14 protein-coding genes and 1 pseudogene are annotated in these 20,859 nt (G+C 51.5%); 7 read left to right on the top strand and 8 right to left on the bottom strand.

Annotated elements, in window-relative coordinates:
• Window positions 1-120: 120 nt before the first annotated feature.
• The 3 genes and pseudogenes from C2U68_RS14820 to C2U68_RS14810 form a co-directional block, all read left to right on the top strand.
• A pseudogene (locus C2U68_RS14820) lies at window positions 121-402 on the top strand (DUF86 domain-containing protein); the annotation flags it as partial.
• A gap of 121 nt (window positions 403-523) precedes the next feature.
• A complete protein-coding gene (locus tag C2U68_RS14815; RefSeq protein ID WP_140913249.1) occupies window positions 524-799 on the top strand; it encodes a type II toxin-antitoxin system Phd/YefM family antitoxin in 276 nt (91 codons plus the stop codon).
• Window positions 799-1,131: a type II toxin-antitoxin system RelE/ParE family toxin gene (locus C2U68_RS14810; protein ID WP_140913248.1), complete on the top strand. Its 333-nt coding sequence runs from the start codon at window positions 799-801 to the stop codon at window positions 1,129-1,131. The genes C2U68_RS14815 and C2U68_RS14810 overlap by 1 nt, the downstream gene beginning before the upstream one ends.
• A gap of 277 nt (window positions 1,132-1,408) precedes the next feature.
• Here the strand turns inward: C2U68_RS14810 and C2U68_RS14805 are convergent, their stop codons facing one another.
• The 6 genes from C2U68_RS14805 to C2U68_RS14780 form a co-directional block, all read right to left on the bottom strand.
• Window positions 1,409-5,461: an NACHT domain-containing protein gene (locus C2U68_RS14805; protein ID WP_140913247.1), complete on the bottom strand. Its 4,053-nt coding sequence runs from the start codon at window positions 5,459-5,461 to the stop codon at window positions 1,409-1,411.
• A gap of 3 nt (window positions 5,462-5,464) precedes the next feature.
• On the bottom strand, window positions 5,465-6,724 hold the full coding sequence (locus tag C2U68_RS14800; protein WP_140913246.1) for an ATP-binding protein: 1,260 nt from the start codon (window positions 6,722-6,724) through the stop codon (window positions 5,465-5,467).
• Window positions 6,725-6,825: 101 nt separating this feature from the next.
• On the bottom strand, window positions 6,826-8,280 hold the full coding sequence (locus tag C2U68_RS14795; protein WP_140913245.1) for a DUF3375 domain-containing protein: 1,455 nt from the start codon (window positions 8,278-8,280) through the stop codon (window positions 6,826-6,828).
• Window positions 8,277-9,626, bottom strand: coding sequence for a DNA recombination protein RmuC (locus tag C2U68_RS14790; protein WP_140913244.1), 1,350 nt, complete (start codon window positions 9,624-9,626; stop codon window positions 8,277-8,279). Before C2U68_RS14790 ends, C2U68_RS14795 begins: the two co-directional genes overlap by 4 nt.
• Window positions 9,627-9,656: 30 nt before the next feature.
• Window positions 9,657-10,001 (bottom strand): hypothetical protein, encoded by a 345-nt coding sequence (locus tag C2U68_RS14785; protein ID WP_140913243.1) that lies wholly within the window; start codon window positions 9,999-10,001, stop codon window positions 9,657-9,659.
• A gap of 708 nt (window positions 10,002-10,709) precedes the next feature.
• Entirely contained in the window at window positions 10,710-11,966 is a 1,257-nt protein-coding gene (locus C2U68_RS14780) for a pectin acetylesterase-family hydrolase (RefSeq protein WP_186289626.1), read from the bottom strand.
• 429 nt (window positions 11,967-12,395) lie between these two features.
• On the opposite strand from C2U68_RS14780, the gene C2U68_RS14775 reads away from it, so the two are divergent.
• Window positions 12,396-13,100 carry a phosphatase PAP2 family protein gene (locus tag C2U68_RS14775; RefSeq protein WP_140913241.1) on the top strand — a complete coding sequence of 235 codons (705 nt, stop codon included), beginning with the start codon at window positions 12,396-12,398 and terminating at the stop codon, window positions 13,098-13,100.
• Between the two features lie 50 nt (window positions 13,101-13,150).
• On the opposite strand, the gene C2U68_RS14770 is transcribed toward C2U68_RS14775, so the two are convergent.
• Window positions 13,151-14,530, bottom strand: a complete 1,380-nt coding sequence (locus C2U68_RS14770) for an L-serine ammonia-lyase (RefSeq protein WP_140913240.1) — start codon at window positions 14,528-14,530, stop codon at window positions 13,151-13,153.
• Window positions 14,531-14,692: 162 nt separating this feature from the next.
• Window positions 14,693-15,433 carry a polyphosphate--glucose phosphotransferase gene (ppgK, locus tag C2U68_RS14765; RefSeq protein WP_140913239.1) on the bottom strand — a complete coding sequence of 247 codons (741 nt, stop codon included), beginning with the start codon at window positions 15,431-15,433 and terminating at the stop codon, window positions 14,693-14,695.
• 716 nt (window positions 15,434-16,149) lie between these two features.
• On the opposite strand from ppgK, the gene dnaN reads away from it, so the two are divergent.
• From dnaN to gyrB, 3 genes are all read left to right on the top strand, one after another.
• Window positions 16,150-17,253 carry a DNA polymerase III subunit beta gene (gene dnaN, locus C2U68_RS14760; protein WP_140913238.1) on the top strand — a complete coding sequence of 368 codons (1,104 nt, stop codon included), beginning with the start codon at window positions 16,150-16,152 and terminating at the stop codon, window positions 17,251-17,253.
• Between the two features lie 13 nt (window positions 17,254-17,266).
• Entirely contained in the window at window positions 17,267-18,340 is a 1,074-nt protein-coding gene (gene recF / locus C2U68_RS14755; RefSeq protein WP_140913237.1) for a DNA replication/repair protein RecF, read from the top strand.
• 113 nt (window positions 18,341-18,453) lie between these two features.
• Window positions 18,454-20,859 carry a DNA topoisomerase (ATP-hydrolyzing) subunit B gene (gyrB, locus tag C2U68_RS14750; protein ID WP_140913236.1) on the top strand — a complete coding sequence of 802 codons (2,406 nt, stop codon included), beginning with the start codon at window positions 18,454-18,456 and terminating at the stop codon, window positions 20,857-20,859.

Raw genomic sequence — 20,859 nt, 5'->3', positions numbered from 1 at the left:
CGAATGGAGCCACTTCTGACACCATCGATGTCTGAAACCGCCGCGCGCGAATGGCGTTTTTATCAGGACGATATGCTGACGTTTGCCGAAAAAGTACTCATTTAGACCGAAGGCCTCGATCAGCAGCGCTTTGTCGATAGCGGATTAAACTACGATGCCACTGTCCGCAACCTGGAATTGATCGGCGAAGCCGCAACCCATATTCCCGGCGAAATTCGCGAAAACAATCCGCAAATACCCTGGCGCATGATCATCGCCACCCGCAACCGTTTGATTCATGGTTATTTCGACATCGACAACGATACCCTATGGAGCGTCATCCAAACCGATATTCCCGAATTGCTGCCTTTGCTACAGCAGCTTCAGAAAACCGTAACTCATAACCGCCGGCAGCTTGTGTAGGTGCGATTAACGAAGCCTAATCGCACGAATGTTACGAATTCATTCCTTAAGCAATTTCGATACTTGTCGCCGGACTATTAAAAGACTATATTAAGTCCTTTATAAATTCATCGGTGCCTCCATGCGCTTCTCGTCTCAAGTCAAACCCATCAGTTACCTGAAAGCCAACGCCGCCGAAGTGCTATTAAAACTGGCCGAATGCCGCGAACCTTTGGTCATTACCCAAAACGGCGAAGCCAAGGCCGTGTTGCAGGACGTAGCCTCCTACGAAGAAACCCAGGAAACCCTGGCCTTATTGAAAATACTGGCCTTGGGTAACCGCGACATTGCGGACGGCAACGCCAAACCCGCGGCCGAAGTCGCCGCCCGGCTGCGCGCGAAAAAGACGAATCGCTGATGCCTGCTGCCTATCAAGTGCTGCTGACTCGCGGCGCCGAGCAGGATTTGGAAAGCCTTTACGATTACATCGCCGAATTCGATACGCCGGCCAATGCCGATGCCGTCCTGGACAAGTTGTTGCAAACGCTGGACGACTTGGCGAGTTTCCCGGAACGCGGCAATTTCCCGAGAGAACTTGCGGCGCTGGGGATACAGGAATACCGCCAAGTCTTCTTCAAACCCTACCGCATCGTCTATCGCATCATAGCCCGACAAGTCTATGTTTATCTGATCGCCGACGGACGGCGGGACATGCAGGCTTTGCTGGCGCGGCGGTTGCTCGGTGAATAAAGCCGGTTAGTCATGGAGCTTTATGGGAGCCGACGCTTGATGGTATAGGCAGACTTTAATTTATTTGTAGGGTGTGGTGAGTTTACGAACCGCACCAATCGCGAACGATGCGGTGCACGTTGTTTACCGCATCCTACGACCCTGTCAGATTCCTGATAGATCACGCCTTTGAGTAGCGGGATTACAACTGCCGAAGGTCGTATTGGGGTGAAGTTTCGTCGTCCGTATCGGTCATGATTACCTTAAGAAATTATCAATTGCGAATTTTGCCGACATTTTACCGGCTTGGCCCGGTATACGCCGAAACGTCTAAAACAAAGACATCAATTAATTTTCGCTCCGCCCGCGTCAATGTGGCCTCCAGCATTTCTTCCAGTTCGGAGGCGGACTTGGGCGGCGGCAGGCCTTGGGGATGCGTTGGCAGCTTTTTGAAATTAAACCAAAGCACCAGATACAGGCCCCGTCCTTCGGTTTCCGGGGAGATGGTGTAGCGCGGTATTAATTGTTGATGAATGGTTTTCCACAGTTCGCGGTGGTAATCGCGCTTGATTTCGATGGGTAGGAAATACGATCGGCCCTCGTGGATGAAGGACAATTTAATGTCGGCGCGTTTTTCATTAGCTTGCAATGCTTCCGGTTCGACGGCGACAGCGTATTTCGTGAGCATCGGTTTCAGGAGATCAACCAAATAATTGCGACCAACCTCTTCGTACCTAGGGTCTTCCTCGGAGTAAGGTTCTTTAGGGCTTAACGCTTCCTTGCCCTTTAAATTCCAAAAATTTTGGTAGCGGTTAGTACTGCCTCCATGCATTTCTTCCGCCAATTGCTGCAAACAATCGAACACCAGCACGGCCAAATCGGCGACATTAGCCGGTTTTTGATTGTTCAACGTTTCGATGACTTGGGAAGCGTCGGGATGTTTGAATAAGGCTTCGCGGCGGCTGATTTGTTGAGTTTGGTGGGCGTCGCGGATTAGTGAGTGCCAAGCGGCCAATTTTGATTGCGTCGATAAAGAGTAGAGAACCTCAGTACTGCTTTCGCTTGGATCGCTCGCAAGCAAATCTAAAGAATACCGAACATAATCTCGTTCATTTTCGGCTCTACCAACAAAATGAGCACCAGTTTCCATACGCGGCGAGCAACGAGGTCCAAACATTTCAATCAATAAACCGACGGCCGAAGCGGGTAATGCGTAAGTTTCGTTTCTTATCTTCCAACTTGGGCATAAAAAAGCGGATAAATGATTGATGCGTGTTGCCTTACCGTACAACTCCTTTTTGAATAAATCCTGATATTTTTCCGGTCGAATAATCAACCCAGTAATCAGCCAATAGACGCGCTGGGCTACATCCATACCCTTACAAGCCAGTTTTTTATCGATTAGTACCATTAACTCATTTTTATCTAACCAATTAATAGCTGCTTTGAGCAAGCATTCTAAATGACTACTTTGCTGCGCCGTAGCCCTGATCGGATACTTATTGAATACAGGAATTACCGACAGTTTGACAATTTCCTTATAGGCTTCGTCATGTGCCAACTGATAGAGTCCATGGATATGTTGTTTTTTTCCGGCCAACATGGCACCAACATAGGCAATTAAAACTTTAGCGGTTAATTCTTCATTCAATAAACTTAATGGTTTAACCCATGCCGGCTCATCTCCGCATCCGTAGGTATACCAAAAGGCTAGAGCCTTACTGATCAAATCAGGTGTTAAGTTAAATAATATAGAAGGGGTTTCTTGATAGAGTTTTTCCATGCATACCAAGAAAGGCAAACGAATATAATGTTCACAGCCCTCCAAGGCGAGCGCAAATATCTCATCGAGCTCAGGCAAATCTCTTCTATCTAATATTTTTCTTAAACCGATTTTTGCAGCCTGTATGAGTTCGGTATCGTTGTTTAAAAAGTCCGATAAACGTTGTTCTCCGGTGCTTCCATTGATACCGCTAAAATGGTCAAAGTAAGCTGATGCAAGATTATGAAAAACATGAGGATGGGCTCCGCCTCCCGTTATTTCAGTTTTATGCTTCTTAAAAAAATCTAGTCTTTCTTTTAATTGTTTTTTTTGCTCATTTTCCCAGTGATTTTCAGACTGTGCATGCTCATATTGCCAATCTTCGATAGGATTAAGAATTAACGATTCGTAAAAATTACAAAATTGATCGTGCTGGCTTATCCAACCTTGAAAATATTCCAGTGACAAACCATGATGGCTTCTCTCGTCTATCAAAGCTGTAAAAGCCTGGCGAACGAGTTCGCAACCGATTTTAAAATCGTCGCAATTTTCAGCCTTTGCCAAAGACCAGACTCCAAAGGTGTTCGGCGGGGTGGCGTCGTAAAATCGAGATCGGATTTTTTTATACCACTCGCTGGATATATTGTTAGTACCTTTGTCTATTTGTAAAATACCAAACTCGAAAAGAGACAAATAAATAGTCGGTTGTTTTTCAAGCCATTCACGTATTTTCTTCTTATGTTCACTCCGTAATTTAGAGTGGTAATCATGCTGTCCAATACATAGCCAGCTATATAATCTTTCTGTTGGAATAAATACCCCGTGTGTGTTTACCCCCCTAACCAGCAATTCACCAGCCATTGAAAATAGGTCTTGCACGGGTGAGATTTTAAGTAAATTGACACCAAGCCCAGCTAATTTATCAAGAACAATTGGCAAATCTTCATCGGCCACGCGCTTGCTAAATTCACTTCGCCAAAAAATATCATAGTGCGACACTAAATTATGATTTCGAATTGGCTTTAGATATTGCAATATATCCCTGGCAGGAATAAAATCTGGAAATAATTTATAAAGCAATAAACCCAGAAGCCGCTTGTTGTCTTCAATTTTGTTTTGACGAATCTCCTCGGCGAGGGCCAACAAATTACTCGAGTCTTGCGGGTATTGGTGCATAAACGCCTGTAATGCGCGAACTCGAATCCCTTCCCAGTAAGAACTATCTCTAATTGCAGCTAACAACGAGGGCTTCAGTTCTTCGATCACTTCACCGTGGTATAAACCATCTAACACACAATCTAAGACACTTTGCTCCGGTTGTTCCCGCGAAGGGTTATTGAATAATTCAAATAAATATGGGGCCATGTCTCTAGTCGTGATGGCAGCGAAAGATCGCTCGTCCCATTCGTAGCGCGAATAGCTCGTTTTTGTGACTTCTACTTTCAAAGCATTCAACAGTTTTACTTTGCTTGCCGTAGAAAATAACTGCACATCCCCATACAACACCACTCCCAAGGGATCGATTTCGATCAAGCGGTCGCGCGCCGGCTCCGACAATACCGCCAACCAAGCCATCAAGCCGCGCAACGCGGCAACAATGCCGCCGTCTACACCGGTCGTTAATGCCAATACTCGATTGACCAACAAACCTTGCTTGATCTTGCCGGCGATGAAATAAGCCGCCAGATATTCAGCGATGCTACGATGCACATAGCTGTATTCGTCTCCCACCTTTCTGAACAAACGGGTCTTTAAGGCAGCTTGGGTCGCCGGGGGAAGATCGAGAGAAACAAGGCTGACGCGGCCCCGTTGTGGATAACCTTCGCTGAAGCCGGATAGGTTGGCGAGCAATTGAATCGCGCACAGCGTGCCCGCCATATCGAGCAAGGCTGGAATAAGAACGGGGGATTTTTCGGCAACCCCATGTTCATCGTTAAATTCCACAGCTAATTGTTCGACCGCCAGCCGATAAATCTCTTGCTTGGTCTTAGGCCATTCCCGTCCACCCTTGACGGCATCGATCAACATATCCAAGGTTTGCGGGTTGTCCAGCAAACCGGATAGGCCGAAGCGTTGAGTTTTGTCGATAAAACCATCCGCATCGCCGACACGGTCATCGTTGGCGAGTATCGCAGTCACGTCGCCGATACTTAATGGATCTAAGTATAAATGGGTGATTTCTTGGGACGGGCTGACTTTCGCTAAATCCTTGTTATCCAGTCCTCCCAGCCAATCGGCTTCGCGGCAGGAGATGCGGAACCGTTTGCAAGCCAATTTATTGAGTTTGCCTCTAATAGCACCCAAGGGCGTTCTCGCGTGGTCATTGCCGGCTCGGGCCTCGTCCAGGCCGTCGATGAACAAGGTTGTCTCCCGCCATTCCTCACTATCCAAATCGATAAAGTCTCTGGCTGAAATGTAATAGCCGCCGGTAAGCTTCGCTTCGTGCTCGAACAGCGTGGATTTGCCTGCACCGGGCTCACCGAGCAATACATAGGCCGGCCGGTCTCTGTAATCGGCGATAGTACGGCTTTCTGCGGGACTGTCGTCCGCAGCTTTTTCGGTAACGGTTCGGGAGACGCGATACAGCATGAATTATTCCAGCCAATCTTCGGCGGGTTGAGACAGGAATTCCGCCAACGTCACACCGCCAGCGCCAACCAATATTTTTTTGGCGTGCGGGTACTTTTCTCCAAACACGTTCAATCCCGCAGATACCACCGGCTTGGGTGCGCTTTTGACCTCTATCGCCGTCAATTTTTTGCCTTTGGCCAACACGAAATCGACCTCTTGGTTGCCTTCGCGCCAGTAGTAAAGTTTTGTATCTTCGTCGATAGTATTGAGTAGGTGTGCACCTACGCTGCTTTCCACCAAGCGCCCCCAATAACTTCTATCGGCCTGAGCTTCGGCGAAACTGTAATCCTGCAAGGCCGACATCAAGGCGGTATTGAACACATGCAGTTTGGGCGCCGAGTTACGCTTGCGCACCTCCTGTCCGGCATATTTATGCAGGCCGGCCAATAACTTGGTTTCGGTCAATAGATGTAAGTAATCGGCCAGCGTTTCTGTATGCTTGGCTTCGATGATGGCTTCTATCATCTTGGTCAATGACAGTTCCTGCCCTGAATAATGGCAACCCAGTTCGAATAACTGTTTCAGCAGCATCGGATTTTTGATGCGCACCATTTGCAGGATGTCTTTTTCGATATTGGGCTGAATCAAACTGTCGCGTACGTAACGGCGCCAGCGGGTTTCGTCTTTAATCAGCCAGGCGCTACCTGGATAGCCGCCAAAGTAGACGTATTGTTCCAGCGTCAGCCCAAAGGCTTCCTGCATTTCAGCAAAGCCCCAATGGCTAACGGGCAAGGTTTCGTAGCGCCCGGCCAGACTTTCGGATAAGCCTTTTTGCATCAGCAACGGTGCGGAACCCAGTAATACCACATGCATGGGTACGCCGTTTGCGCGGTCGGCATCCCATAGGCCCTTAACGATGTTGGACCAATCCTCGATTTTTTGGATTTCGTCTATCGCAAACACAAAGGCTTCGTCGCTTTGCGCGGTTTTAAGCCAGGCAGCGGCGCGATTTCTGGCTTCCTGCCAATGAAATGCCAACCAGGCTTTATCCTTTCTTTGAGGTGGCGAGATAGCTGCAACCGCACCAGCCATTTCATAGAGAGATAGGTTCGGTTCGTCGTCCACGGACACGTAATAGCCTTGCGTCGGCTCGGCAAAAACGATGTCGCGGATAATGGTGGTTTTGCCAACCTGCCTTGGGCCTGCGAGTAGATTGATGAAGTGAACAGAATCGCTGAGACGGGTTTTGAGTAGGGCTTCCTGGGGACGGGAATATTTCATGTTACGTTACTGAGTAAATTTACTCATTAGCGTAACATATTGAAATTTATTAGTCTATTTACATTCCGGGCCAACAACAAAAAAGTGACGACCGCCAATCATCACCTGACAAAAATCACCCTCGGCAACCGCGCTTGCCGGCTCAATTCCCGCCCGTCGCCGTCCAGCGTTTGCCAGACGATCACGTCTTCGGCGGCTTCATCGACCGTGGTTTTGAAGCTGTCGCCGCCGAGTTGCAGGTAGGCGACCAGTTCCGCCAGGCCGTGTTGCAGCGGGCGGGCGCGGCAGAGTTCGGCCAAGGTGATTTGCGCTTTGTCTTGCAGGGCGTGGCGGATGTGGCGGGCCAGTTGGGTTTTGTCGATGACGATTTGCGAGAACAGCGCGGCGGCGTCCAGGTCTTCGTCGCCGGTTTGCGGGACGATGCTTTCGATGCGCGGCTTGACGGCGGGCGTATGCAGCGGGCGCTCCATCGGCAGCTCGATGTCGGCGGCGGCTTCGGCGATCGCCATGACTTCGCCGGGCGGCTGGTTGTCGCGCAAGGCCAGGGCCTTGGCTTCGATGCCGTGCAGGATTTCCATGATGCGGCGATTTTCCAGCCAGGCTTGATCGTCGAGAAAGCGGCGCAGTTGCCGGCTGAGTTCGGCGACGGTGCGCTGGGTGTGTTCGCCGGCTTCCAGCCAGTCGTAATGCACCCGGCGCAAGCGGGCGTCGGGTCTTAGTTCGGCGACCGGTTGCAGGGCCAGAACTTTTTCCAGCAGGCTCGACAGTTCCTCCTGGCGGCGGCTGGACATCAGAAAATCCCAAAAGGCGCGGAAACTCCGACCTTGGTCGGAGTCGGCGATGGCGTCGCGCTCGCCCATGATGTCTTGCAGCAATTCGCCCTTGCCGCCTTCCCATAAGGCGATGCGCTCGCGCACCCGCCGGTCCAGGCCGCGAAAATTATGTTCGACTTCGCGAAAATCGCCGAGCAGTTCCCTGGCCAGTGCGGTGAATTGCTGGAAGCGGTCCTTCAACGCGGTGTCGTCCAGCAGGGCCAGATCGCCGGCGCGGATACGGGCAATTTCGGCGTCCAGTTCGGTACGGCGTTTTTCCAGTTCGGCGATGCGGGTTTCCGGGTCGGTTTCGCTGCCTTCGCTGATTTGTTTGAGCAATTCGAACAAGGTCAACAACCGCGATTCGGTGCCGACGAAGGCGCGTTCAGTCAGGCTGCCCAGCCAGGCGATGGCTTTTTCGGTGGCCGGCGTCAGGTCGAAAAACGGCTCGTCGGAACCTTGCCGGTAAAACTTGCGCAACCAAGCCTTGTCGTTGCCGGCCCAATCGTTCAGGTAGTCCAGTGCGGGCTTGGGAAAAGCAACGTTACCCAGCCGTACGCGTAAGGCAAACAGCTCGTCTTCCAGCGCTTCGGCCAGATCGGCCTGACCGATCAGACGCTGGTTGGGGGCGACAAAGGTCCGGTGTAGAAAACCGGCGATCAGCGGGGCATGGTCGGAGCGCAGCAAGCGCCAGGCCGGATGGTTTTGTTTCAGCAGCTCCAGCGTGGCGTAGTCCAAACTCATGCGTCGTCACCGGCGTCCATTTGTTCGGTCAGGCTCTTGGGCAGTTTCTTTTTCACTTTCACGCCCAGTTCTTCGAGCGCGCCGGCTTGACGCAACAGATTGCCCTGGCCGCTGCTGAGTTTGTTGACGATGCCGTCGTAAGTTTTTTGCACGGTGCTGAGTTGGTTGCCGAGTTTTTCGATGTCTTCGACGAAGCCGCGGATTTTGTCGTACAGCGCGCCGGCCTTGTCGGCGATCAGCCGGGCGTTCTCGTTTTGTTGTTCGTAGCGCCAGATGTTTTGAATCGTGCGCAAAGTTGCCAACAGCGTGGTTGGGGTAACGACGACGATTTTATGTTCGAAGGCGTCGTTGAACAGTTTTTCGTCGCCTTGAAACGCGGCCATGAAAGCGGCTTCGATCGGCATGAACAGCAGCACGAAGTCCAGCGAACGCAAGCCTTTCAGGCTGGAATAATCCTTACCGCTGAGGCCTTTGATGTGAGCGCGCACTGCTTCGACGTGTTGCTTCAGCGCTTCGGTCCGTTCGGCATCGTCGTCGCTGGCACAGTAGCGCTCGTAAGCATTTAACGACACCTTGGAATCGATCACCACGTCCTTGTTGTCCGGCAGGCGCACGATCACGTCGGGTTTGAACAACCGGTTGTCCTCGTCACGGAACGCGCCCTGAGTTTCGTATTCGATGCCCTTGCGCAGGCCGGATTGCTCCAGCACTTTTTCCAGAATCATCTCGCCCCAATTGCCTTGGGCCTTGTGGTCGCCTTTCAAAGCGCGGGTCAGATTCAACGCTTCCTGGTTCATTTTCTGGGTATCGCGGCGCAATGAAACGATTTCCTCGCGCAGGCTGATGCGATCCTTGGTTTCGTTGTCGTAAACGCTTTCCACCCGCTGTTTGAACTCGCCGAGCTGCTGCTTCAGCGGCGCCACCAGGGTTTCGATACTGGTCTTGTTATGCTCGACGAATTGCTTGCCGCGTTCCTCGAAGATTCGATGCGCCAGATTTTCGAACTGGGTTTTCAGTTGATTTTCCGCATCCTGCAACAAGCGGATTTTTTCTTCGTTATGCTTGTGTTGTTCCTGCTGGCGGGTATTTAGCTCGGCGTTTTCGGTTTTCAAAACCAGTAATTGTTGCTGCAACTCTTGCACATCCGATTCGCGTTGAGCCAACAAGACCAGGCGTTCTTCGGCCACCGCCAGTTTTACTGCTTGCTGCTGTATCTGCTGTTGCTGCTGCTCAATTTGGCTAAACCAATTCCGCTCCCGTTTGCCGGCTCGCCACGCACACAGCGCGTAACCCACCAACGCCGCCAGCAGCGACGCGGCCAACAGCAACCCATTCCCTGTTTCCATCAACGAGAGTCTCTTAAGTAAATTTGCAATTTATTTCGGTTTGATCGACAAATCGCCAATGGTAAAACCGATATCGAAACCTTGGCCTTTACCGATCAACACCAACGATATCTCGCCACGGGTTAGCACTTGCCGATCGATCGAGTTCTTAAAACCGAAGTGATTACCCAAAGAAATGTAGTCGCCGTATATTTCGCTGAGGTATTTGACGTCGGTGAAATAGCCTTCACCTTCGATCTTGGAATAGCCGATGGTAAAACCGATGCTTTTCGACGACAGCAAGACTTTTGCCTTTTCGCCGTTACGGCAGCTTATTTCGCCACTGCCGTCGTATTGCTTATACGCCAGAGAAAATCCCTCCAATTTGTAGGTCATGCTGCAAGTGCCCAATTTCTTTGCGCCGAACTGCGCCTGAATATCGGTCTGGCTGGGTTGAACCGGCGGCGGGGTTTGAGACGATGGCGTTGCCGAGGTTTCGGCCGGCTGCGCTGGCGGTGCCTGGTCGAGCGGGTGAGTGATAAATTCGGCGCGGCCAGCAAGCGGAAAGGCAGCGGCGAGGCAAACTAGGCCGAAAATCGCAGATCTGGTAGCCGTTAACGAGCCGCCGCCCTTATTAGATCGGCCATTAAATACCATTCGCTTCGAGTTGATCGAAGAGTATTCCGCTGCGGGTTTCGACAGCCTCGGCCCAAACCGAAAACCAGAGATAAACAGGGCCGGGTTAATAGTCGGCGCTAGCGTCCAACGCAGAGTTGTTTTCGGCGAAGCAATAAAACTGCGTCCGCCTCGAGTTTGCAGTATGTTCATCGTTACGCTCTGATCGGATTGGAAAGATAAATGCCGGCCGCTGTCACTAAACTGCGAACGCAACCGGAGTCGCATCTTCAGTTCGTTCTTAGTTTTCCGGATTACTTTACTCGAAAGAACGTAAAAAAAGTTACACCAGGCGGTTTTCATCGGTGGCATCATGAGAATGCGCCACCGATTCAGGCACCCGGTTTAAGCGGCGAGCGACCAGTCGTTTGCAGACCGTCGTCGCCGCAAGTTCAGGCCGGATCGGCTAGAGAGTCAATGAATTGTCCATTAAGGGGTGCCGAAACTTCTAGCCAAGCAAGTCAACACCCCTGCCTGGGTTAAATTCTGCTCGCCGCAATCGACACCGGGCGTGCAACTCAGATTTTGCCAGTCGGCGGCATCGTTGGTGACTATCGCCTTGGCCCAATCCACGAACCGGATGCCGTTCAAGGCAGATGTATAAAACTCGTCGAACCGGAATATCGTGTGATTGCACCCCGGATCGATGTAAGCCCGGTAATTTTTCGGCAAGGCCGTTTTTAAACCGGCGGCAATTGTGTTCATTCTAAAACTCCAACTCCCGAAACCGGAGACTTGGTCGGCCGGCACGCCGTCGCTTTGTTCCATGATGTTCAAGAATAATTTTTGCACCACATCGTAAGCCGTAGTGTATTGAGCAAATCGTTCCTTCGGATATTGCGCTGCCAGGGTTCTGTAGACTTTCGGCAGGAAATCGGTAGCCGGAGCAGCCGGCAAGGTTTTGAATATCGGATGCAGATTGGTATCGATGTTCCAACCCGAACTGGGGCCGAATACGCCGGAAGCCAAAAAGCCGTCGGTAATCACTCCCATGCCGCCGTCGCCGAGCAACGAAACTTTGGCGTCCTTGCCCAACATTTTTTGGACCCAGGGATAGTTCAATGCAGCACCGTAGGAGCCGGCACTGGAACCGGCGACCAGGATTTTATCGATGTCTACGCCGCCGGCATTCAACAGACTGAATTTGTTTTTCCGCTCACGTTTAAAGTAATCCAGTACGTAAAGAAAGTTGTCGAAGCCGCGGTGCTTAATGGCTACCGCATCGGTCGGATCGGGATTAAACGGATTTTGGTAAACCGTATCCTTGGAACCTAAAAATACGTCGCCAGTACAATAAGACACAAACACCATGGTCCAATTTTTATACGGATTCTCCGGATCTTCGGCGTCCAGCAAACCGGCCATTTGATTCGGATCATTGGCCACATCGGCCGACGGCACATAGCTGGCCTGTTGGCCCGGCACAATGTTACATGTCTGGTAATTCCAGCAAGCGCCGCCGCCATTCATATACAACAAGACCTTGTCGGCCTTACCCGGTTTTACGTAAAACGAATAGGGTTGGCCGAATGCGCAACTGGGCATCACCAGTTTTTGCGTATCGCCGATTTTCACCGGATATTGGCCCGGAGTTACTTCAACTTTTTGCCAGACGTCGGCAGCTTGCGCTGCAACGGCAGACCCTAACAAACCGGCAAGTACCGCATTCAATAGAAATGGTTTCATGGTTTCTTCCTTTATTCTTTTAAAGTCACTGGACATTCACCTTTCGGCCTTTCCGGCGTCGGGTTGACTCACAAGTGTAGTCCGCTGCCGGTAAGTACAGGAATGAATCAGGATGAAACGAAAGTGGTTACGAGCGCTAACACTTGCCCGCTGCCAAACTGCGCGCTTTTTAGCGACAGTTTGGAATTAAAAAATAACGATCGGATCGTCATTTAGACTGTGCCCGATCGTCGGTGTGTAACGCACGAAACTGGTGCAAATCGGCCGATCGATTGGTTGAATTAAACCTAGATGTACAGGTAAAAACCAATTAAAAAACCGCCGGCCCGATTTCTGACTGTTGTTTTTCAATAGCTTAGGTCTGGTATACCTTTTTGGCGCATTTCTGGCTTAACTGTAATGGAGTCGCCACAATAACCAGGATGATGAATGGAAACGTCTAAGCGTCACTACTATGAATTAATCGGTCTGGCCGTGCTGGCCGCGGCCACAACCTCATTGTTTTGGTTCACCAATTTGGACCGTTGGGCGGCCGGTTTGTTTTTTTACCCCGGTAACGCCGGCGGGGTTTGGCCGAAACAGGATTGGTGGTTCTGGCGACTTCTTTACGATTACGCTTTTCCATTCACCATCACTGCCGGCGGGTTTGCACTTCTGATGTACCTGCTGAGCCATCTGTACGACGATTTCCGCAGTTTTCGGCGTCAGGCCTTGTACATCTTGCTGGTGATTGCGATAGGTCCGGGGTTGGTCGTCAATCTGATCGTCAAAGATCACTGGGGCCGGCCGCGGCCGGTGCATACCAAGGAATTCGGCGGCGAATACGCTTACGTGCCGCCGGCAAAATTGGGCCATAGCCCGGACAAGTCCTTCGTGTGTGGACATTGCTCGGTCGGATACGCTTTTTTTGCGCTGTATTTTTTGGCACAAAACTACAAAACGCTGTATTTGGTTCTCACGTTGGGTTTGGCCTGGACCATGGGTTTTACCCGGATGACCGCCGGCGGCCATTACTTGTCCGACATACTGTGGTCCGGGTATCTGGTGTTTTTGGTGGCTTACGCCTTGTATTACGGTTGGTATCTGCGTGACCAACCGGTAGCGGTGCTGGAACCGAAAATCGCCGCCGGTTAAACCGCTGGGCTAACCCGACATGGCATCCGGGGCTGTGACCGAATGCCGTGTTAGCATTCGATCAAATTCACCGCCAAACCGCCGCGCGAGGTTTCCTTATATTTGGTTTTCATATCGGCGCCGGTTTCGCGCATGGTCTTGATGACTTTGTCCAGCGAAACGAAATGTTTACCGTCACCGCGCAAGGCAATCCGCGCCGCATTGATGGCTTTGACCGAGCCCATCGCGTTGCGCTCGATGCAAGGCACTTGCACCAAGCCGCCGACCGGATCGCAAGTCAAACCCAGATTATGTTCCATGCCAATCTCAGCGGCATTTTCGACTTGCTCCGGCGTCCCGCCCAACACCTCGGCCAAGGCGCCGGCCGCCATCGAACAGGCCACGCCGATCTCACCCTGGCATCCGACTTCCGCGCCGGACAGCGAAGCGTTTTCTTTGTATAAAATCGCGATGGCCGCCGCGGTCAATAAAAAGCGGATCACGCCGTCCTCGTTGGCGCCGTCGCAATATTTCCAGTAATAATGCAGTACGGCCGGAATAATGCCGGCCGCTCCGTTGGTCGGTGCGGTGACAACGCGGCCGCCGGCCGCATTTTCTTCGCTGACCGCCAGTGCAAACAAATTCACCCACTCCATCGTCCCAACCGGCATGCTCGGAGTCTGCCGCGGAATTTCGCCGGTCAGTTGCCGATACAGGTTGGCGGCGCGACGTCTGACTTTCATGCCGCCGGGCAGAATGCCCTCTTCGCGTAAGCCGCGTTCGACACAAGCTTGCATCACCTGCCAGATCGTCAGCAACCGCTCGCGGATCTGAGATTCGTTGAGCCAGGCCTTCTCGTTGCTCAGCATCAATTCGCTGATCGATTTACGATGGGTCGCGCACAATTTCAGCAAGCCGTCGCCGGTGTTGAACGGATAAGGCAAGCAGGTATCGTCGTTGCTCAGGCGATCTATCGCCGCTTCCGGTCCGGTCACGACGAAGCCGCCGCCGACCGAATAATAATCGGCCTGCACCAATTCGGCGCCGGATGCATCGAACACGGTCAGCCGCATGCCGTTGGAATGATAGGGCAACACTTTACGTTGAAACAGCAAATCGGACTTTTCGTTGAACGCCACCGGATGGAAGCCCAGTAACCGCACCGAACCGGTTTCGCGAATCTGCGCCAACCGCTGCGGTATCGAATCTGGATCGACCGCGTCCGGCGCTTCACCTTCCAGACCCAGCATCACCGCCTTGTCGGTACCATGGCCTTTACCGGTGGCACCCAAGGAACCGTAAAGTTCGACCTGAATCCGGCGGACTTCGGAGATTAGGCCTTGCTGTTCCAATTTCCGGGCAAAGGCCATTGCGGCCCGCATCGGCCCAACGGTATGCGAGCTGGAAGGGCCTATACCGATTTTAAAGATATCGAAAACGCTGATTGCCATGGTTAACGCCTGCGGTTGGATAGAGCGGAAATATAGAGAAACTTAGCTGCCAGGACACGCCGACCGTAAAAAGCTTCCCCAACCGGCGTAAAACCAAGCAATCATCGTACCGGGTAAAGCGGACGAGTAATCGCAACGCCAAAGCCGGCTGGCTTACCCCAATTAAAGTTTCGACTTGGCAAACAGTGCGGCGCCGACGATGCCGGCCTGGTTTAAAAATGCGGCCGGTTTTACCGGTGTGCTGAGTGCGAGCTGGTCCTGGAATTTATCGAGCTTTTTGCTGGCGCCACCGCCCAGAATGATCAAGTCGGGCCAGAACAACTTTTCCATCGTCGTTAAATAAATATTGAAACGCTTACCCCAGGTCTTCCAACCCAAGTCCTCGATCTTGCGCGCCGCATCGGACGCATAACGTTCGGCTGTGACGCCGTTCTCTAAAAAGATATGGCCCAACTCGGTATTGGGCAATAACTTGCCGTCGGTGAACAACGCTGTCCCCAAACCGGTACCTACCGTCACCAGCAACACCACGCCGGCTTGATCAACGCCATGACCGAAACGCATTTCGGCAATGCCGGCGGCATCGGCGTCGTTGACGTTGAAACAGGCGCAAGTTGTCGCTTCCGAAAACAATTTGTCGATATCGGTTTGGATAAACGCCTTGGAAATATTGGAGGCCGTCAAGGCTATACCGTGTTGCACCGCGGCCGGAAAGCCGCAGCCTACCGGTCCGTTCCAGTGAAAATGCACCACCAATTGCGCCAACACCGCCGCCACCGCTTCCGGAGTCGCCGGCTGCGGCGTGTCGATACGATGCCGTTCCGACACCAATTCTCCGGTTTCGGTGTTGACTATCGCACCTTTGATCCCGGATCCGCCAATATCCACGCCAAGTACCAGCATAAGTTCTCCTTGAAAAAATGAGCCGTTACCATTTTAGGCCAATCGGCCGGCTTACAACGGGTTTATCGGTTCGTCCTCCAAATTCAGCATATCGGACTTATAAACATTGTTGATAAGCTTGTCGGCAAAATTTGTTAAATCTTGTGGATAACATCCGGATAAAACCCACCTGAGGTGTTATCCACAATCTTGAAACAGGCGTCGATGCGCAGGATGTACAGAGTTACAGGGACTACATCCATATGAAAAATATTATAAAAATTGACTTATCCACAAATTTTTTCTGCCTAATAGTAATAACAAAAATAAAAGATTTAATAAGTTATTTATGATTGGCTGTTGGGAGGTCGGTCGGGCTAGCCAACTACGAAGTGGCGGAAATTTACGATGATGCATCAAGGTCGACAAATACGCGGTACGAATCCGAACAGCCACAGACCAATCCAAACAAACCACATTTCCAATGAGAGACATGTCTGTTTCCTCCATAATAAGGAGAGCGAACTGTTGAAAAGAATGTTGGATAATGTCGGCAAAAGATGTGGACAACTTGTAGCCTTGTTTGCCGTTGCCGGTTTTCCACAACTGCTCAACAAGCACGGCGACGGTTAGCGTACAGAATCAATATGCTGTAAAGCTATTGATTTTTAGAGATAAAAACTATTTTTCCACAGGTTTTGCTTTCATAGTAATAACAATAGAGAAAAGATATTGATATGAAATTTATTATTGGCAGAGATCAAATTCTCGCTCCATTGCAGCAAATCGTTAGCGTTATCGAGAAACGGCAAACCATGCCCATTCTTTCCAACGTGCTGTTGCAAGCCAGCGACGACCAATTGGTAATGACCGGTACCGACACTGAAATCCAAATTGTCTCGAAGATAAATATCGAATCAATATTAAAGTCGGGGGAGATCACGGTCCCGGCGCGGAAGTTTCTGGATATTTGCCGCTTGCTGCCGCCTGCGGCCGAAGTCAGTTTCGAGTTGCAGGACGATAAGGTGAAATTGGTATCGGGGCGCAGCCGGTTTTCGTTGAGCACCTTGCCGGCCGAACACTATCCGGAGTTCAACGAATCCAACTACGAATACGATTTCATATTGAACGCCGGCAAATTAAAGAAAGCGCTGGAAAAAACCGTGTTTTGCATGGCCAACCAGGATGTGCGTTACTATCTGAACGGCTTGTTGCTGCATGTCAGCAATTCAAAATTGAAATTAGTGGCGTCCGACGGCCACCGCTTGTCGATTTACGAGGACGACATTGGCCAGGCTACCGGCTGTGAAGCCCGCATTATTTTGCCGAGAAAAGCGGTACAGGAATTGAGCCGCCTGTTGGACGACCCGGAAGCCGAGTTGAATATCCAGTTCTCCAATAATCACATCAAACTCTATTACAAGGATGTGGTGTTCTCGTCCAAATTGATAGACGCCAAATTTCCGGATTTCAGCAAGGTGTTCAACCAGAGTTTCATGTCGCCGCTGTTGATACAAAAACAATTGTTGCGGGAAGCCTTGACCCGGGTGGCGATTTTGTCCAACGAAAAATACAAAGGCGTTACTTTCGATATTGCCGACGATTCGCTGAAGCTGAGTACCCACAATCCTGAGCATGACGAAGCCGAGGAAGAATTGGTGATCGATTACCAGGGCGAGCCTTTGACGATTTCGTTCAATTCGCAATACATGCTGGATGCGGTGACCAATCTGGATTCGGAAATGGCTGTCTTGACCATTGCCAGCAATGCCAGCAGTTGTTTTGTCGAAGAGCCCGAACAAGCCCTGTTCAAATTCATCGTAATGCCGATGCGGATGTAAACCGCTTCCCGGCATGACTTTGTTAAAGTTGGATGTTCTGGCGGTGCGGAACATCCAGTCCGCCAGCATTTCGCCGTCGCCGTCCATCAACTTCATTACCGGGGCCAATGCCAGCGGTAAAAGTTCGTTGTTGGAGGCCATCTTCATCTTGGGTCGCGCCCGGTCGTTTCGAACCACCCATATCAAGCAAGCCATCGCCTTCGATCAATCGCAATTGACGGTCGCAGCGCAAAATCGGCAGCAAAACGGATCGGTCAGTCAGCTCGGGATTCAAATCGATAGCAAGCAATGCGAAATCCGTATCGACCAGGAAAACCGGCAGAAAGCCGATTTGGCTTATGCGCTGCCGGTGCAGCTGATCCATCCGAAAAGCTACCGTTTACTGGATTCCGGACCGCAAATCAGAAGAGAGTTTTTGGATTGGGGGATTTTCAATCAAAACAGGAATTTTCTGTCTTGCTGGCGTAATTACAGTAAAGCCTTGCAGCAGCGCAATGCGTTACTCAAGAGTCGGCAAGTTCGGCAAATTTCGGCTTGGGATCGGGAACTGGCGGAATACGGCCAGATGATCAAAGATTTCCGCCTGAGCTATTTGAACGCTTTGCAGCCGGTGTTTCTGGAAATGGCCGGGTATTTTTTAGGCAGCGACGACGTGGCATTGCGTGTCCTTACCGGCTGGGACGACAAATTGAATTTGGAGCAGGCGTTAAAAACCGATCTGGACAAGGACATGCGCTACGGCTTTACCCATAGCGGTCCGCATCGAGCCGATTTCCAAACCTACTTCAGCAAACGCTTAGCCAAGGACTACTTGTCCCGCGGTCAGCAGAAGCTGTTGGTATTAGCTTTGTTGTTAGCGCAAGTCACCTTGCTGAATCGGGACAGTCCCAATACCTGCTGTATCCTGATAGACGACCTTACCGCGGAATTGGATGCAGATAACAGGGCAAAATTGCTAAAATACTTGGTCGGACTTGAATGCCAAATATTTATCAGCAGCACTGGAATAGCCGACTTCGGCGATTTGAGTAACATCGATAACTACAAATGGTTTCACGTGGAACAAGGCAAGATTACCGAGCATTGATGTTTCACGTGGAACGAACAATAAAAACTAGAATCCTCCATCACCAACGCATGATCTGTCGAATGCGATAGCAACGACAAACCACCTTGCGGTACAACACACTGGATACCCTCATGAGTGAACAATACGACAGTTCGAATATCACAGTACTGAAAGGTCTGGACGCGGTCAGAAAACGTCCGGGCATGTATATCGGTGATACCGATGACGGTTCCGGTTTACATCACATGGTATTCGAGGTCGTCGATAACTCGATAGACGAAGCATTGGCCGGATACTGCAAAGGCGTTGATGTGGTGATCCACGAAAACGGTTCGGTATCGGTGTCCGACGACGGCCGCGGTATCCCGGTCGACATTCACAAGGAAGAGGGCCGCTCCGCCGCCGAAGTGATCATGACCGTACTGCATGCCGGCGGCAAATTCGACGACAACGCTTACAAAGTCTCCGGCGGTTTGCACGGTGTCGGCGTATCGGTGGTAAATGCCTTATCCGAAGAACTGACCCTGAAAATCCGCAAGAACGGCAAACTGCACACGCAGAAATATGTACTAGGCGAACCGGTGGCACCGCTGGCGGTGGTGGGCGAGGCCGAAGGCAGCGGCACCTATATCAACTTCAAGCCCAGCCCGACCATCTTTACCAACATCGAATTCCATTACGACATTCTCGCCAAACGCCTGCGCGAACTGTCTTTCCTCAACTCCGGCGTCAGAATTTCGTTGCGCGACGAACGCAGCGGCAAGGAAGACGTGTTCGAATTCGAAGGCGGCATCAGCGCTTTCGTGCAACACTTGAACAAAAACAAGACTCCGCTATTCGAGAAAGTGTTTCACTTTCAAGCCGAAAAAGAAGGCGTCACTGTCGAAGTCGCGATGCAGTGGAACGATTCCTATCAGGAAAACGTGTTCTGCTACACCAACAACATTCCGCAACGCGACGGCGGTACCCACTTGGCCGGCTTCCGCGCCGCGCTAACCCGCACCATCAACCAATACATCGAAACCAACGGTCTGGCGAAAAAAGAAAAAGTCGCCACCACCGGCGACGACGCTCGCGAAGGTTTGACCGCCGTATTGTCGGTCAAAGTACCCGACCCGAAATTCTCGTCGCAAACCAAAGACAAACTGGTGTCGTCGGAAGTGAAGCCGCTGGTCGAATCGACCATGAACGAAAAACTCCAGGAATTCCTGCTGGAACAACCCCAAGTCGCCAAAGCCATCGCCGGCAAAATCATCGATGCGGCGAGAGCCCGCGAAGCGGCCCGCAAAGCCCGGGAAATGACCCGTCGCAAGACTACGCTCGACATCGCCGGTCTGCCCGGCAAATTGGCCGATTGCCAGGAAAAAGATCCGGCCTTGTCCGAACTGTTCATCGTGGAAGGGGACTCGGCCGGCGGCTCGGCCAAACAGGGCCGCGACCGCCGCACTCAAGCCATCCTGCCCTTGAAAGGTAAAATCCTTAATGTGGAACGCGCCCGCTTCGACCGGATGATTTCATCGGAAGAAGTCGGCACCCTGATCACCGCGCTGGGCTGCGGCATCGGTAAAGACGAATACAACGTCGACAAACTGCGCTACCACCGCATCATCATCATGACCGATGCCGACGTCGACGGCTCGCACATCCGCACTTTGCTGCTGACCTTCTTCTACCGGCAACTGCCGGAACTGGTCGAACGCGGCCATATTTACATTGCCCAGCCGCCGCTCTACAAAGTCAAAAAAGGCAAGCAGGAACATTACGTCAAAGACGACAATGCTTTAAACCAGTACCTGATCCAAATGGCGCTGGATAAAGCCCAATTGCAAACCGATCCCGACACGCCGATTATTCAGGGGCCGGGCCTGGAAAAACTCGCTACCGAGTTTGCCGACGTCATGAACGCGATCCAACGCCTGTCCAGACGTTACGACGACCTGTACCTGGAACAAATGACCTACATGCCGGTATTGAATGCCGAGATCAGAGCCAACCCGCAAATGTTGTCGGCCTGGTTCGCGCAACTGGAACGCAACCTGAACGCCGGCGACCACAAAGCCGTATTCAGTAGCGAGTTGAACTACCGCGACGGCGAAGACTTCGACGTCACCGTCAACAAACGCCTACACGGCATCACCAAAACCTTCGTCCTGCACGCACCGTTCTTTTCCGGTAACGATTACCAAAAAATCGCCGCCTACGTCGAACACACCACCAACATGTTCGGCGAACACTCAGTCATGCGCATGGGCGAACGCGAGCAACACGTCGCCAATTTCAGACAGGCCTTCGAATGGATGATGCGGGAAGTCAAAAAAGGCCAACACATCCAGCGCTACAAAGGTTTGGGCGAAATGAACCCGGAACAACTCTGGGAAACCACGCTGGACAGCAACAGCCGCCGCCTGCTGCAAGTCACAATCCAGGATGCCATCGCCGCCGACGAAATCTTCACCACCCTGATGGGCGACATCGTCGAACCCCGCCGGGATTTCATCGTCAAGAATGCTTTGGATGTGGCGAATTTGGATGTTTAA

Source organism: Methylomonas koyamae, from assembly GCF_006483455.1.
GTDB classification, from domain to species: Bacteria; Pseudomonadota; Gammaproteobacteria; order Methylococcales; family Methylomonadaceae; genus Methylomonas; species Methylomonas koyamae_B.
The sequence above is the reverse complement of the archived record's forward strand: the minus strand, read 5'-3'. Positions and strand labels throughout refer to the sequence as shown.